Raw genomic sequence first — 15,775 nt, 5'->3', positions numbered from 1 at the left:
TTGAACCGCGACCGAAATCGGCACACAGAACATTCCAAGTGTAGTGGGGGATCGGACATCCGAAGGGAAAATCATACTTTTAGATGAGCGCTAATGGAGTCTTTCGTGCAAGCGCCGCAGACACGACGCTTGCTATTTTAGTGAATATTTAAACAAACATTTGGCTTATCAGACTCAGATGAGTTTTAACCCCCACTTTCATAGCATCTTCATCCAAAAGGAAGTGTGGATTGTGGACATTCCAAACAGCGCCTTTGTCGGGATTTCTACAACCGACGAAAATAAAGCATCCCGGAACATGTTGCTGATACGAAGAGAAATCTTCACTCCCAAATAACGGTGTTGTTACCGTGTGCAGCGTTTGAGGCGGGAAATTTTCTTCGATAACTTTGCGCGCAATCTCGCAGGCAGAAGCATGATTATTCCCGACGGCATAACCCGCTTGCCACTGAATATCAAAACTTGCTCCGTGAGCGGCAACAACCCCTGCAATCACTTGCTGCATGAGTTGCGGAACCTGTTCACGCACTTTTTGGTTGTGTGTACGCAGTGTACCGGCAAGATGGGCACTATTCGGGATGACATTGTAGCTTTCACCCGACTGGAAAGTGGCGATGGTTAATACTGGTGCGTGCAGAGGGTCGAGCTTGCGGGCAACAATTTGCTGCAATGCGCTGACAATTTCTGCACCGATAACAATTGGGTCAATACACTGGTGCGGCATTGAGCCATGACCGCCTTTCCCGGTTATCACAATATCGAAATTATCGCTTGATGCGCTGAACACGCCTTCTTTCAGTGACAAGGTTTGCGTGGGCTTATCTGGCATCACATGCAGGCCAAAGATGTATTCGACATCTTGCAGCACGCCCAAATTTACCAGCTCTTGAGCACCTCCCGGCGGCACTTCTTCTGCATGCTGGAAAATAAAACGTACCGAGCCTTTGAGCCTGTCCTGGAAATGACACAGCACTTTTGCCGCACCCATTAACATCGCCGCATGGGCATCATGCCCGCAGGCATGCATCACACCTGGTTTACATGAGGAGAAAGCTTCGCCGCTCTCTTCCTGAATCGGCAGGGCATCAATATCCGCACGTAGCGCCCATACTGGGCCAGGGAGTTTTCCCTTCAATTCAGCCACAACGCTGTTTGGTGTCAGACGACGCAACTCAAGCGGCCCAAAGCTTGCTAACTCTGAGGCGATATAATCAGCGGTGGCTTGCTCCTGAAAAGAGAGATCCGGGTTGGCATGAATATGCTGGCGCCAGCGAGAAACGTCATGGGCCACTTCGTCAGTCAGAATATCGATATTGAAAGTCATAATAGCTCCGTTATTCGGTCACAGTGTTCAGCGCGGTTCTTTTTGCCATCAATGGTAAGACGGCTAGCGCTGCGCAGATCATCGACAAGGAAAGGAAGATAAACGTGGTGTAGTAGTCCTGGCTTGTGCCAATGAGGTAGCCCATCACGATAGGAGAAACAAAACCGCCCAGGGTGCCACCGGTATTAATCAGGCCAATCGCGGCCCCCATGGTTTCTACCGGCAGGCGTTTCATCGGCAAGGTGAAAGCCGTGACAAAACTGCCCATCAAAAAGACTTGTCCAAGAAACAAGAACACACTGGCGGTGACGGGCGAAGGCATGTGGTAAATGGTGAAGATGCACAGAGCACTGGCTATAGAGCAGGCAACAATCACCAGTGGCTCGCGTCCCTGAAAATATTTACCGACCAACCAACCGGTGCCAAGCGATGAAATCCAGATACCTACGCCTCCGGCAGCAATCACAAGCCCTGAGGTTTCAAGCGGCATATGGCGCTGTTGTACCAAAAACTTTGGTAGCCAGGCCATCAAACCATAACTTGGAATATTGATGCAGAAGATAGAAACGAATAGCAGTATCACGGTTGGATTTTTCAACAGCGTGCGATAACTGGTGGTAGAGGTGGCTTTCGTCGTGACGGGTGGTTTACTCACCAGCATAAAGATAACTATGGCAACTGCGCATGCCATCAAACCGAGCCCGGCAAACGAGCCGCGCCAGCCAATATGCGTTAATGCGCTGACTGCCACCATCGGGCCAATGGTCATTGCAAGCCCGGCGGATGAGAGCAGGATTGATTGGGCGAATGTTCGTTTTTCAACGCTAAAGTTACTGACCACCGCTTTGGCGCAGGAACATGGGTATCCAGAATGACCGATTCCCGCCAGGAAGCGGAAGACTATCAACATACCAAAGCTTAACCCCAGAACACCGAAACAAAGCGCAAATCCACCGAGCAGGCAGAGTGAAGCAACCAGCATGCTACGAAAACCAATGCGGTCATTTAGCCAGCCTGCCGGTATCTGAAACAGTGAGTAAGAGAGGAAGAAAATGCCGGTGATGTACCCTAGTTGCTGTGTGGAGACGCCAAACTCTTTTTCGATAGGCAATAATGCGAAGCCCATCACCGTTTTATCTATATAGACAATGACATAGCCCAGAAATAACAGGAAAATCATCAAGGAGTGACTTTTTTTCATCGTGCGGACCCTTATGCGGAATTCCGTTCCAGGAGCGAATCGCCCCGTTGGTTGCAGCGTTCATATGGATAACTCTGATAGCTATATAAGCAGTGCGGGTATTCTCGCAAAAGATGCAATTTTGTTTGGGGTGATGCTTTTTATTGATAGGGGTGTGCATGAAGTATTTGCCGAAAATGCAGCAGTTACATGTCTTCAGACAAGTGGTGCGCAGCCGCAGCATCCGTGGAGCTGCGCGAGTAATGGGGCAATCTCAGCCAGCGGTGAGCAGGACATTACGAGAGCTGGAGCAAACTTTATCAGCGCAACTATTTCTGCGCGGAAACGAAGGCATCACCTTAACCGAGGCAGGAGAGGCATTTTCCCGTCGGGCTGAGTGGATTCTGGAGGAACTACAGCGTGCGGCCGAGGAAGTGGAACAAATTAACCACTTTTCACAAGGCAAACTGACCATTGGTTTTTCATCATTGATTGCATTAAGTGTTTTTCCGGCCGTAGCCGACAGCTTTAAATCACGCTTGCCGCAAGCAAGTTTGCATATCAAAGAAGGGCAACTGACAACATTGCTGCCGCTGTTACAACAAGGAGAGCTCGATCTGGCTATTGGGACAATCAATCCTGCCAAAGTGCCTGAAGATGTCATTGTTGAGCCGCTGTTTAGTGCGCCTTTTTGTGTGATTGCCCGGGGTGGGCATCCACTGGAAGGGGCCACATCGTTGGCTGAATTGCGCAGGGCAAAGTGGTTGCTGCCGGAAGCAAATATCGGTTATTACCAACAGTTGCAAGATGAACTCAATGAGTTTTATGGCCAGATGCATGAAGCACCGATTCGAACAGATTCAGTGATTTGTGGGCTCAATATGGTCCTGCATTCGGATTATTTGACGATAGTCGCCCGAGCGATGAGCACACCATTATTCTTACAAGACCGGCTGACCGTATTACCAATAACGACGCTGCCGTCGGCACAGTATTGCGTTATCTGGTCACAGAAGTCGGACTTAACAGCAACTGCGCGGCAATTTTTATTAGCGCTGCGTCAGCAGTGTCAAAATTACCCGTGGTAGATTTGGCAGAGTAGGTTGGCCCTCTTTGCAGAGGGCCAGAAAGGATTAGTCACACTGTACTTTGATTGCCAAGCCGCCACGTGAAGTTTCACGATATTTGGCGTTCATGTCTTTGCCTGTCTCGTACATGGTCTCGATAACCTTATCGAGAGAGACACGCGGTTCACTGGTACGGCGCATCGCCATACGAGTAGCATTAATCGCTTTTACCGAGGCAATGGCGTTACGTTCGATACAAGGCACCTGAACCTGGCCTGCAACCGGGTCACAGGTTAAACCCAGGTTATGTTCCATACCGATTTCCGCGGCAACACAAACTTGCTCTGGGCTTGCGCCTAAAATTTCAGCAAGACCTGCGGCAGCCATAGAGCAGGCCACGCCTACTTCACCCTGACAGCCGACTTCTGCACCAGAAATAGACGCATTCATCTTGTAGAGCGCGCCAATTGCACCTGATGCGAGGAAGTAGCGGATATAGGTATCCGGGCTGACTGACTCGATAAAGTGGTCATAGTAAGCAAGAACAGCAGGAACGATACCGCAGGCACCGTTAGTAGGTGCAGTTACCACACGCCCACCAGCAGCGTTTTCTTCGTTAACGGCCAGCGCAAACATGTTCACCCAATCGACCACATTCATTGGGTCGTTAGACAGTTTATCGCTAGAAACCAGCATACGGCGCAATGCAGAAGCACGGCGTGGCACACGCAATGGACCAGGCAGAATGCCTTCGGTGTTCACACCACGGTCGATACAGGCACGCATGGTCTGCCATACGTTGGCAAAATACTCTTCAATTTCTTTACGGCTATGCAAAGCCAGCTCGTTCTGCATGATCACGCCGGACAGAGACATGCCAGTTTCTTTGCAGTGCTTAAGCATCTCTTCGGCAGAATTGAACGAGTAAGGCACGACGATTTCGTCGGTCGCTTCTTTGCCGAAATGTTCTTCATCAACGATAAAACCACCGCCGATGGAATAGTACGTTTTGGTGTAGATCTCTTGATCGCCACTGAACGCGTGAATAGTCATGCCGTTTTCATGCAGCGACAGGTTGTCGTTGCGGAAACACATACCTGAATCTTTCGGGAAATCGACTTCATGTCGTCCCTGGGCCAGCCACAAACGACCACGGGTTTCAACATCACGGATAAACGCCGGGATTGAATCAATATCGACGGTAGCAGGTTCGTTGCCTGCAAGACCCATGATAATAGCGATGTCGGTATGGTGCCCTTTACCTGTCAGCGACAGGGAACCGTAAACATCGACAGCGATACGCGTCGTGCTTTCCAGTAATCCTTTTTCGACCAGATCATCGACAAACAACTTACCGGCCTTCATCGGACCGACGGTATGGGAACTGGATGGCCCAATGCCGACTTTGAACATGTCGAATATGCTAATCACACAAAACTCCTTCCAAGGCACCAGATAAATAAAATTTGCTGCTGCAAAATCGCAGTCAGCTAGTTTAAAAATTTATTGCTCACTGTAGTAAACTATTCACATGAATTAAACTAATGGTTAACTGTAACTTGACTAATCCGGCCTGAAAATGCGGTTGTCGGGGGATAAGTCCAGAGTCATTCACCATTTCTTTTACCCATGATGCAAATAAGGGAATAAAACCTCAGCAAGACACTCTGCTAAATATAGCTGTTTTTACAGGATTAAAGAGTGATCAGGGTTCCACACTTATCTGCAAGGCTAATTCACGGATGATTCCGGCCGTCATGCCCCAGACAAAATAGTGCTGATACCAGGAAAGCCAAACCCTGTGGGCGTTGCCACGACGGTGAATATCCAGCGGATGGTAACGGCCAAGTGTAAGGGCCTCCATCAATGGCATTTCAAATACTGCCGCGACTTCATCCTCGCTGGCGTGGTAGGGCAAGTTGGGCGGAATAATGCCTACAACCGGCGTGACCTGAAATCCCGTAACGCTATCAACCGGTGGCAAAGTACCAATCACTTCGACACTTTCAGGAGAAATGGCGACTTCTTCCCAGGCTTCGCGCAGCGCGGCCGCAATTAACGACTCGTCCGTGTCATCAACCGCCCCACCGGGGAAGGCCACTTGTCCGGCATGTTTGCGCATCATGGCAGAACGCTGTGTCAGCAGCAGTCCGGGTTGCGGGCGGCGGACGATAGGGATCAATACGGCGGCCTGGCGTTTATTACCGCTCATCCGCGTTGCTGGCGGTTGTAGCAGTTGAAAACGCGATAAAAAATCGTTCATGGTCAAGGAGGAACCAGACATTCATCAACTCTCTAATTGCGGCAGAATACGATTAACTTTATCAAAGGTTTCCTGATATTCCGCAGATTCAACACTATCGGCAACTATGCCACCACCTGCAGAGCAGTACAGTTTGCCGCCTTCGGCAGTGAGTGTCCTGATGGTAATACTGGTGTCCATATTGCCGCAGAAGCTCAGATATCCAATGCTGCCACACCAGGCATTGCGCCGTTGCGGCTCCAGTTCTTCGATGATTTCCATGGCGCGGACTTTTGGTGCCCCGGTAATAGAACCACCCGGGAAGCACGCACGCAGTAAATCTGTTGCCTGTAGATGTTGTGGCAACTTTGCAGTGATCGTACTAACGAGGTGATGAACTGCCGGGAAGGGCTCGACAACAAACAGTTCTGGTACTTTTACGCTGCCTGGCACGGCAACCCGGCCAATGTCATTCCGCAGTAGATCGACAATCATCAGGTTTTCGGCCCGATCCTTTGGCGAGTTGGCAAGTTTTTCAGCTTGCTGCGCATCGTCAATCGGATCGGCAAGGCGCGGCAAAGTGCCCTTAATCGGGCGTGTTTGGATATTCTTGCCTTCGAGCAAAATAAAACGCTCGGGAGACAGGCTAAGAATTACGCTTTCAGGCAGACGAATAAAGGCACTAAATGGCGCACGATTAGCGGTGTTCAGTTGTTCGAATGCTTGCCATTCATCACCTTGATAACAGGCGTTAAAGCGTTGCGCGAGATTGACCTGGTAACAATCGCCGCTTTTGAGATATTCCTGTACCTGCCGGAATTTAAGTCCATACTGCTCGCGGGTCATACTCGAGCGCCACGCGCTCGTCAGGCGAAACGGCTCAACAACCGGAGCTATTTGCGCTTCCAGCCAGTTAAGTCGTGCAGAACATTCACCCCAGCAAATAAGTGTGAGTTTTTTTAGTTTATGGTCGGCAATCAAAGCCCAGTCATAAATGCCAATTGCCATGTCCGGAGTGTTGAGATCGGCCTGTGCAATTTCTGGTACTTTTTCGAAATGACGACCCAGATCATAACCAAATAATCCCAACGCACCGCCTAAGAAAGGTAATTCCGGGTGAGTTGCTGGCTGGTAGCCAAAATTGTCCAGCGTTTGCTGCAACAGTTGTAGTGGGTCGCTATGATGAGTCGAGCTGACTCCTCCCACGCAGATTGTCGTTTGAGCACCATGGGTTACTAAAGTTGCACGCGGCTCGGCCACCAGAATATCAAAGCGATTATGGGGATGTTCAGCAAAGCCGGAATGCAGCAGCATCGCCCATGGTTGCTGTGCAATAGCTTTGAAAGTGTGTTGAACGGCATTCGAATGCCATGGCAAAGTGCGAAAAGTTAGAGTTTGCAACGTCATAAACCACAACTAAAAAAGAGACAGATCATCCTGCTTACCTGGAAACCCTCTGGAATCAATGAAAGCAGCGTGAAATAATTAACCCAGGCAATGTAACAGGAGTCGAAAATGTTTTCAGGATTACCCTCATTATCCCACGAGCAACAGCAAAAAGCCGTTGAGCGAATTCAGGAACTGATGGCTAACGGCATGAGTAGTGGTGAAGCCATCACTATGGTCGCAGCAGAAATTCGTGCCAATCATACCGGTGAAATGGTCGCAGTCCGTTTTGAGGATGATGATGTCGGCGACGCAGAAAGTGATGAAGAAAACGAAAATGACGACGAAGAAGAACACTATGTCGATCATTACGAAGAAAATGACGACGATAAGTAACGCGGGCCGAAACCCGCATTTCTTCACACTGCCGCGATAATCTTAATTTCTACTTTGTAACGCGGGTTCATCAATTTTGCCTGCACGGTACAACGTACCGGTGCATGACCCGCAACAACCCACTCGTCCCAGGCTTTATTCATGGCTGCAAAGTCAGTACTTTCTGGCAGGAAGATCGTGGCATCAAGAATTTTACTCTTATCGCTGCCTTGTTCGAGCAGCATTGCGTCAATCTGCGCAAGGGTGTTTGCGGTTTGTTCGTAAGCATCCGCATCCAGATTTTCCGGCACACCGGTGTAGTACAGGGTGTTGTTATGAATCACTGCATCTGACCAACGTGCTTCCGGTTTTATACGCACAATACTCATCACTGTTTCCTTTTCAGCTCACTTATATTTGCGCTACAGCCTGCCACAATCTGCAGATGGCTTCCACAGGCTTGCTGGATTAACACCGCTCACACTGACATAATCACTGTCAATAAACCCAGGGGGTATTGTGACAGACGATTTTGCAGCAGATGGCCAACTCGCCACGGCGATAAAAGGTTTTAAACCGCGTGAACCGCAACGCCAGATGGCACAAGCCGTCACTAAAGCTATTACTTCCGGACGAGAGCTGGTGGTGGAAGCAGGTACAGGCACCGGTAAAACCTACGCTTACCTGGCCCCGGCTCTGCGTTCAGGCAAAAAAGTCATTATCTCGACTGGATCAAAAGCTTTGCAAGATCAGCTTTTTTCCCGTGATTTACCCACCGTTGCAAAAGCACTCGATTTCAAAGGGCGGCTGGCGCTACTTAAAGGGCGATCTAACTATTTGTGTCTTGAGCGCCTGGAGCAAAATGCGTTGGCGGGTGGTGATCTTCAAGTCCAGACGCTGAGCGATATCGTTAAACTGCGTGGCTGGGCGATTGAAACCGTTGATGGAGATATCAGCACTTGCGCAAGTGTTGCTGAAGACTCAGCCGTTTGGCCAATGGTCACAAGTACCAACGATAACTGTCTTGGGCAAGATTGCCCGCTCTACAAAGATTGTTTCGTAGTTAAAGCGCGTAAAAAAGCCATGGATTCGGATGTGGTGGTAGTGAACCACCATCTCTTTCTGGCCGATATGGTGGTGAAAGAGGGCGGTTTCGGTGAACTTATTCCCGAGGCCGAAGTGATGATTTTCGATGAAGCGCACCAAATCCCCGATATCGCCAGCCAATATTTCGGCCAATCAGTCTCAAGCCGCCAGTTGCTCGATATAGCCAAAGACATCTCAATTGCCTATCGCACAGAAGTGCGTGATGCGCAGCAATTGCAAAAAAGCGCTGACCGTCTGGCGCAGAGCACACAAGATTTTCGTCTGCAAATGGGCGATCCCGGCTATCGCGGAAACTTACGTGAATTACTGGCTGAACCGTCAATTCAACGGGCCTTGCTGCTACTTGATGACGCGCTTGAACTTTGCTACGACGTCGCAAAACTTTCACTTGGCCGCTCCGCATTATTGGATGCGGCATTTGAGCGGGCAGTGATTTTACGCGGGCGTATCAAGCGACTCAAAGAGGTTGATACACCCGGCTATAGCTACTGGTATGAATGCAATGCGCGTAACTTCACACTTGCTCTGACACCGTTGTCGGTGGCCGATAAATTCCATGAAGTGATCAGCCAGAAAGCAGGAACCTGGATCTTCACTTCGGCAACGCTTTCAGTAAATGATCAACTTAGCCACTTTACTGAACGTCTGGGGATCGCTAACGCAGATACGCTGTTACTAGCCAGTCCGTTTGATTACGCCAGCCAGGCATTATTGTGTGTGCCACGCGGGCTACCGACCCCCAACCAACCGGCAGCTGGCAGGCATCTTGCCAAAATGCTCAAGCCGCTAATTGAAGCCAACAATGGTCGTTGCTTCATGCTGTGCACATCTCACTCGATGATGCGCGATTTAGCAGAACAATTTCGCGCCACCATGACGCTGCCAGTTTTACTGCAAGGTGAGACCAGCAAAGGACAGCTATTGCAGCAGTTTGTCGATGCCGGTAATGCCTTGCTGGTGGCAACCAGTAGCTTCTGGGAAGGCGTTGATGTGCGCGGTGATGCGCTCTCCCTAGTGATTATCGACAAACTGCCGTTTACCTCACCTGACGATCCGCTGCTGAAAGCGCGCATGGAGGATTGCCGTCTGCGTGGTGGAGATCCCTTTGAGGATGTGCAACTTCCTGATGCTGTTATCACCTTAAAACAGGGCGTAGGCCGCTTAATTCGTGATGTCGATGACCGCGGTGTGTTAGTGATTTGCGATAACCGTCTGGTGATGCGTCCCTACGGTGCAGTATTCCTCAATAGCCTGCCACCAACGCCGCGCACGCGGGATATAAATCGGGCAGTTGAGTTTCTTAACTTCCGTCCGGCGCAGTAATTTGTGCCAGGCTATGGTATGATGCGCGCCGATTTTTGACCCTACTTATTACCGCCAGAGGTTGGCAAATCATGCGAATTTTAGCCATCGACACCGCGACAGAAGCTTGTTCGGTTGCCCTGTATAACGAGGGGACTTCCTGTGCCCGTTTCGAACTCTGCCCACGTGAACATACCCAACGCATATTGCCGCTTGTCCGCGAAATTCTCAATGAAGGGGGCGTTGGTCTGACCGCATTGAACGCCCTTGCTTATGGCCGTGGTCCTGGTAGTTTTACCGGCGTGCGCATAGGTATTGGTATTGCGCAAGGGCTGGCCTTGGGTGCTGAATTGCCGATGATTGGCATATCAACACTTGCCACCATGGCGCAAGGTGCATGGCGTGTGACGGGCGCTACCCGTGTGCTGGCCGCAATTGACGCACGTATGGGGGAGGTTTATTGGGCTGAATATCAGCGTGATGAAAATGGTGTCTGGCACGGTGAAGAAACTGAAGCGGTATTAAAACCTGAAGCGGTTGCTGAGCGGTTGAAACAACTACAGGGTGAGTGGGCTACTGTTGGAACGGGTTGGCAGGCCTGGCCGGATATGGCTCAGGGCAGTGAACTGGTCATCCATGATGGAGAAGTCACCTTGCCTGCGGCGGAAGATATGTTGCCTTTGGCGATTCAGGCATTGAATGCCGGACAGACAGTTGCGGTTGAACATGCCGAACCGGTTTATCTGCGCAATGAAGTGACCTGGAAGAAACTGCCTGGCAGAGAGTAGTTCCCGACGTTTTCGTGAAGCGAAATTGCGTTAAGGAGAAAGGATATGGCTGGTTTACATGTCAGGATTGTTACCCGGGTTTTAGCCATCGCGGCAGTCATTGTGCTTAGCGGTTGCGTCAGCATACCTGATGCCATAAAAGGCACCAGCGCCATGCCTCAACAAGATTTAGTCCGGGTGATGAATGCACCACAGCTCTATATCGGGCAAGAAGCACGCTTCGGTGGGCGAGTGGTGAATATTGATAACAAGCAGGGCAGAACAAGGCTGGAAATTGCCACCGTTAATCTCGATGAAGGTGCGCGTCCGGAGTTAGGTGAGCCTTCCAAAGGGCGTATCTACGCGGATGTAAACGGTTTCCTCGACCCTGTAGACTTCCGCGGTCAGTTGATAACCGTGGTTGGCCCAATTACTGGTGTAGTTGAAGGTAAAGTGGGTGAGAGTGCGTACAAGTTTATGGTGATGCAGGTGAATGGCTATAAACGCTGGCGTGTCACTCAACAAGTGGTAATGCCACCACAACCGATAGACCCGTGGTTCTGGGGCGGGCCGTATCCTTATCGTGGTCGTTACGGCTATGGCGGTATGTGGGGCGGCGGATGGTATAATCCAGGCCCTGCACAGGTGCAGACAATCGTAACTGAGTAACAAATTGCTTTACTGAAACGAAGAGGCAGCGGCATGTCCGCTGTCTCTTCGTTTTATCATGGAATAAAAATAATTAGTGATGCGCTTCGCAACCTTAAATCAGTCTAATTAATAAACTGGTACGCTGAGTTAATATTATGTTAACGGCGTGTTTATATATTGGGGTTGTGATGACGACGAATATTAAATTCAGAGGTGGATCCTTGAAGAAGGTTTGGCTTAACCGCTACCCAGCTGATGTTGCGGCTGAGATAAATCCTGACCGTTATCAGTCCCTGGTTGATATGTTTGAGCAAGCAACGGCACGTTACGCCGATCAGCCTGCATTCATGAACATGGGCGAAGTGATGACGTTCCGTAAACTGGAAGAGCGGAGCCGTGCGTTTGCTGCGTATTTACAACAGGGTCTGGGCCTGCAAAAGGGCGACCGTGTTGCGTTAATGATGCCGAACCTGTTGCAGTATCCGGTCGCGCTGTTTGGTATTCTGCGCGCGGGTATGGTGGTGGTGAATGTTAACCCACTTTACACACCGCGTGAGCTTGAGCATCAGCTTAATGACAGCGGTGCCAGTGCGATTGTGATTGTCTCGAACTTCGCTCACACCCTCGAAAAAGTAGTCGAAAAGACCCAGGTTAAGCACGTTATTTTGACGCGTATGGGCGATCAGCTCTCTGCGGCAAAAGGTACGTTGGTTAACTTTGTTGTTAAGTACATCAAACGTCTGGTACCGAAATACCATCTACCTGATGCCATTTCATTCCGTAGTGCTTTGCAACATGGCTACCGTCTTCAGTACATCAAGCCTGAAATAATCAACGATGACCTCGCATTCCTGCAATATACCGGCGGGACGACGGGGGTTGCCAAAGGGGCGATGCTGACACACCGCAATATGTTAGCGAATCTTGAACAAGTTAGAGCGGCCTACAGCCCGCTACTATTTGAACGCAAAGAGCTGGTTGTTACCGCATTGCCGCTCTACCACATCTTCGCTCTGACGATGAACTGCCTGCTATTTATTGAACTTGGCGGACAGAATTTGCTAATTACCAACCCACGTGACATTCCGGGGCTGGTTAAAGAGTTGGCTAAATATCCATTTACCGCAATGACTGGTGTAAACACGCTGTTTAATGCGCTGCTGAACAACAAAGAATTCCAGCAGCTCGATTTTTCAAGCCTGCACCTTTCCGCGGGTGGCGGTATGCCTGTGCAGCAAGTGGTAGCCGAACGTTGGGAAAAACTAACAGGGCGCTTCCTGCTTGAAGGGTACGGTCTGACCGAGTGTGCCCCATTAGTGAGCGCCAATCCCCACGATATGGATTACCACAGCGGCAGTATCGGTTTGCCAGTACCTTCCACCGAAGTAAAACTCATCGACGATGAAGGTGAAGAAGTCCCGGCAGGAGAACCAGGGGAGCTGTGCGTCAAAGGTCCACAGGTGATGTTGGGTTACTGGCAACGTCCGGATGCAACGGATGAAATTCTGCAAGACGGCTGGTTGCGTACCGGTGATATTGCGGTGATGGATGACGAGGGCTTTATGCGCATCGTCGATCGCAAAAAAGATATGATTCTGGTCTCAGGCTTTAACGTCTATCCGAACGAAATTGAAGATGTCGTTATGCAACATAGTGGTGTGCTCGAAGTTGCCGCTGTTGGTGTTCCGAGCGGTGCTTCTGGTGAGGCGGTAAAAATCTTCGTCGTGAAAAAAGATGCATCGCTCACCGAAGAAGCGCTGATTGTTTTTTGCCGCCGCCATCTTACTGGCTACAAAGTGCCTAAGCTGGTGGAGTTCCGCGAAGAGCTGCCAAAATCGAACGTTGGCAAAATATTACGACGAGAACTACGTGACGAATCGGTCAGTAAAGGCAACAATAACGCCTGAGCTCCGAGTCAGTCGCCCTAACGCCGGTTCAGCCGGCGTTTTTTATGGGCGCAAACCTAAGAGAACTGAATTTGACTTACCAAATGATTACTACCGACGAAGGCCTGGCTACCGTTTGTGAGGCTGCACGTCAATTTCCGGCTATTGCGCTGGATACTGAATTTGTTCGTACTCGGACATACTACCCGCAACTGGGTTTGATCCAGCTGTACGACGGGGAAACCGCTTCACTTATCGACCCGCTGACGATTTCTGATTGGTCGCCATTCAAAACGTTGTTGCAAGACACTGCGGTGATTAAATTCCTGCACGCTGGCAGCGAAGACCTTGAAGTGTTCCTCAACGCGTTCGGCATGTTGCCTGACCCGTTTATTGATACACAAATTCTGGCGGCCTTTAGCGGGCGTCCACTCTCTTGTGGTTTTGCCACCATTGTTGAGTCGTTTACCGGGATTGCGCTGGATAAAAGTGAATCCCGCACCGACTGGCTGGCACGTCCTCTGACTGAACGTCAGTGTGATTATGCTGCCGCTGATGTACTCTATCTGTTGCCTATTGCGCACAAGTTGATGGAAGAGACACAAGCCGCGGGCTGGATGGAAGCGGCCCTGGATGAATGTAATCTGATGGCCTCACGTCGTCAGGATGTTCTCGACCCTGAAGAAGCCTGGCGTGAAATTGGTAACGCATGGCAGTTAAGAACGCGCCAGTTAGCTTGCCTGAAAAAACTGGCATCGTGGCGTCTGCGTAAAGCGCGTGAGCGTGATATGGCGGTTAACTTCGTCGTACGCGAAGAACACCTCTGGCAGGTTGCACGCTATATGCCGGGATCGTTAGGTGAACTTGAACATCTTGGCCTGAGCGGCAGTGAAATTCGTTTTCATGGTAAAACGCTGTTGGGGTTGGTTGTTGAGGCCCAGGCGTTATCTGATGATGAACTACCTGAACCACTGACTAATCTGGTTGATATGCCGGGTTATCGCCGCGTATTTAAAGCTATCAAAGCGCTGGTTCAGCAGGTGAGTGAAACTTGTGGTTTAAGCGTAGAGTTACTCGCTTCACGCCGACAAATTAACCAGTTGCTGAATTGGCATTGGCAATTAAAAACCCAGACTACACAGCCGGAATTAATCAGTGGCTGGCGTGGACGTGTAATGGGTGAAGCTTTAAAAACGTTGCTAGCTGATTTTTAATATTTGCTGAAGGTTACTGGGAATAATTACAGGGTTTTTACCAGGTGATAATTGAATATACCCACTAACCTTTAAGAATAGTCTGCATTAAAAATTGTCATTGCGTAAAAATAAATAAGCCTCCGGGATAATTCCAGGAGGCTTATTACGTAAAATGTATTACGCGGATTTGGTTGTTGCTTCCTGAGTTTCTGGCAATGTGACGTTAAGCTCCAGAACAGAAATATCGTCATCCTTTTGATCGAGAACGACTGTTAACATCTCAGGATCGATTTTTACATATTTGCAAATGACTTCCAGAATATCGCGTTTTAGCTGCGGCAAATAATGAGGTTCACTATCACCACGGCGACGCTCTGCGACGATAATTTGCAGACGTTCTTTTGCAATGTTGGCTGTGTTCTTTTTCCGTGAGAGAAAAAAGTCTAGTAATGCCATAACTTATCCTCCGAACAGGCGTTTGAGGAAGCCTTTCTTCTCTTCTTCAATGAAGCGGAAAGGGCGATCTTCGCCAAGCAGACGCTCAACAGTATCTGCATAAGCCTTACCAGCGTCAGCCTCCTGGTCAAGAATGACCGGCTCACCCTGGTTTGAAGCACGCAGCACAGATTGATCTTCAGGAATAACTCCGACCAATGGAATGCGCAGTATTTCCAGCACATCTTCCATGCTTAGCATGTCGCCGCGGTTTACACGGCCCGGGTTGTAGCGAGTTAACAGCAGGTGTTCTTTAATTGGCGATTCACCGTTTTCGGCACGACGAGATTTTGAAGAAAGAATGCCGAGGATGCGGTCTGAATCGCGCACTGATGAAACTTCAGGGTTAGTCGTGATAATTGCTTCATCAGCAAAATATAGCGCCATTAATGCGCCTGTTTCGATACCTGCAGGTGAATCGCAAACGATAAACTCAAAGTCCATATTTTTCAGATCTTCGAGTACCTTCGCCACACCTTCGCGGGTAAGGGCATCTTTATCGCGGGTCTGCGATGCTGGAAGAATGTAGAGTTGCTCGGTGCGCTTATCTCGGATCAACGCCTGATTTAATGTGGCATCGCCTTGAATAACGTTAACGAAGTCGTATACCACGCGGCGCTCGCAACCCATGATTAAATCCAGGTTACGCAGGCCAATATCAAAATCGATAACGACGGTTTTTCTTCCCTTTTGGGCCAAGCCCGTAGCGATGGCCGCGCTGGACGTGGTCTTACCGACGCCCCCTTTACCCGACGTAACAACAATAATGCGTGCCATAAAGGAATTCCTTGTTAAAA

The 15,775-nt window shown here is 49.7% G+C and carries 14 protein-coding genes and 1 pseudogene; 7 read left to right on the top strand and 8 right to left on the bottom strand.

Annotated features, from left to right (window positions below; translation table 11 throughout):
* Positions 1 to 148 precede the first annotated feature (148 nt).
* Both GC128_RS12340 and GC128_RS12335 read right to left on the bottom strand, forming a co-directional pair.
* Positions 149 to 1,324 carry an amidohydrolase gene (locus tag GC128_RS12340; RefSeq protein ID WP_151994552.1) on the bottom strand — a complete coding sequence of 392 codons (1,176 nt, stop codon included), beginning with the start codon at positions 1,322 to 1,324 and terminating at the stop codon, positions 149 to 151.
* A gap of 10 nt (positions 1,325 to 1,334) precedes the next feature.
* The gene (locus GC128_RS12335) at positions 1,335 to 2,525 is read right to left on the bottom strand and encodes an MFS transporter (protein WP_151994551.1); all 1,191 of its coding nucleotides are present in this window, start codon (positions 2,523 to 2,525) and stop codon (positions 1,335 to 1,337) included.
* Positions 2,526 to 2,683: 158 nt separating this feature from the next.
* On the opposite strand from GC128_RS12335, the gene GC128_RS12330 reads away from it, so the two are divergent.
* Positions 2,684 to 3,592 carry a LysR substrate-binding domain-containing protein gene (locus tag GC128_RS12330; RefSeq protein ID WP_151994550.1) on the top strand — a complete coding sequence of 303 codons (909 nt, stop codon included), beginning with the start codon at positions 2,684 to 2,686 and terminating at the stop codon, positions 3,590 to 3,592.
* 45 nt (positions 3,593 to 3,637) lie between these two features.
* Here GC128_RS12330 and sdaA read toward each other — a convergent pair whose 3' ends face one another.
* From sdaA to pabB, 3 genes are all read right to left on the bottom strand, one after another.
* Complete coding sequence (sdaA, locus tag GC128_RS12325; protein WP_151994549.1) at positions 3,638 to 5,002, bottom strand: L-serine ammonia-lyase; 1,365 nt, start codon at positions 5,000 to 5,002, stop codon at positions 3,638 to 3,640.
* A 274-nt stretch (positions 5,003 to 5,276) separates the two neighbouring features.
* Positions 5,277 to 5,855 (bottom strand): CoA pyrophosphatase, encoded by a 579-nt coding sequence (locus GC128_RS12320; RefSeq protein ID WP_151994548.1) that lies wholly within the window; start codon positions 5,853 to 5,855, stop codon positions 5,277 to 5,279.
* A gap of 3 nt (positions 5,856 to 5,858) precedes the next feature.
* Complete coding sequence (gene pabB / locus GC128_RS12315) at positions 5,859 to 7,220, bottom strand: aminodeoxychorismate synthase component 1 (protein ID WP_151994547.1); 1,362 nt, start codon at positions 7,218 to 7,220, stop codon at positions 5,859 to 5,861.
* Between the two features lie 108 nt (positions 7,221 to 7,328).
* On the opposite strand from pabB, the pseudogene GC128_RS12310 reads away from it, so the two are divergent.
* Positions 7,329 to 7,502, top strand: a pseudogene (locus GC128_RS12310) (YoaH family protein); the annotation flags it as partial.
* Positions 7,503 to 7,618: 116 nt separating this feature from the next.
* Here the strand turns inward: GC128_RS12310 and GC128_RS12305 are convergent.
* Entirely contained in the window at positions 7,619 to 7,963 is a 345-nt protein-coding gene (locus GC128_RS12305; protein WP_064511850.1) for a RidA family protein, read from the bottom strand.
* 130 nt (positions 7,964 to 8,093) lie between these two features.
* Between GC128_RS12305 and GC128_RS12300 the strand changes: the two genes are divergently transcribed.
* The 5 genes from GC128_RS12300 to rnd all read left to right on the top strand — a co-directional run bounded on the left by GC128_RS12300 (position 8,094) and on the right by rnd (position 14,501).
* Positions 8,094 to 10,004 carry an ATP-dependent DNA helicase gene (locus tag GC128_RS12300; protein ID WP_151994545.1) on the top strand — a complete coding sequence of 637 codons (1,911 nt, stop codon included), beginning with the start codon at positions 8,094 to 8,096 and terminating at the stop codon, positions 10,002 to 10,004.
* A 71-nt stretch (positions 10,005 to 10,075) separates the two neighbouring features.
* On the top strand, positions 10,076 to 10,771 hold the full coding sequence (tsaB, locus tag GC128_RS12295; RefSeq protein ID WP_151994544.1) for a tRNA (adenosine(37)-N6)-threonylcarbamoyltransferase complex dimerization subunit type 1 TsaB: 696 nt from the start codon (positions 10,076 to 10,078) through the stop codon (positions 10,769 to 10,771).
* A 45-nt stretch (positions 10,772 to 10,816) separates the two neighbouring features.
* Positions 10,817 to 11,419 carry a Slp family lipoprotein gene (locus GC128_RS12290; protein ID WP_064511847.1) on the top strand — a complete coding sequence of 201 codons (603 nt, stop codon included), beginning with the start codon at positions 10,817 to 10,819 and terminating at the stop codon, positions 11,417 to 11,419.
* 203 nt (positions 11,420 to 11,622) lie between these two features.
* A complete protein-coding gene (fadD, locus tag GC128_RS12285) occupies positions 11,623 to 13,308 on the top strand; it encodes a long-chain-fatty-acid--CoA ligase FadD (protein WP_151994543.1) in 1,686 nt (561 codons plus the stop codon).
* Between the two features lie 71 nt (positions 13,309 to 13,379).
* Entirely contained in the window at positions 13,380 to 14,501 is a 1,122-nt protein-coding gene (rnd, locus tag GC128_RS12280) for a ribonuclease D (protein ID WP_226812116.1), read from the top strand.
* A gap of 159 nt (positions 14,502 to 14,660) precedes the next feature.
* On the opposite strand, the gene minE is transcribed toward rnd, so the two are convergent.
* Both minE and minD read right to left on the bottom strand, forming a co-directional pair.
* Positions 14,661 to 14,939, bottom strand: coding sequence for a cell division topological specificity factor MinE (gene minE / locus GC128_RS12275; RefSeq protein WP_034455225.1), 279 nt, complete (start codon positions 14,937 to 14,939; stop codon positions 14,661 to 14,663).
* A gap of 3 nt (positions 14,940 to 14,942) precedes the next feature.
* The gene (minD, locus tag GC128_RS12270) at positions 14,943 to 15,755 is read right to left on the bottom strand and encodes a septum site-determining protein MinD (protein WP_064511844.1); all 813 of its coding nucleotides are present in this window, start codon (positions 15,753 to 15,755) and stop codon (positions 14,943 to 14,945) included.
* Positions 15,756 to 15,775 lie beyond the last annotated feature (20 nt).

Origin of the sequence: Buttiauxella massiliensis (genome assembly GCF_902500225.1) — a bacterium.
GTDB lineage: Bacteria > Pseudomonadota > Gammaproteobacteria > Enterobacterales > Enterobacteriaceae > Buttiauxella > Buttiauxella massiliensis.
Note: the sequence above shows the minus strand (reverse complement) of the source record. Positions and strands in the feature narration are given on the sequence as shown.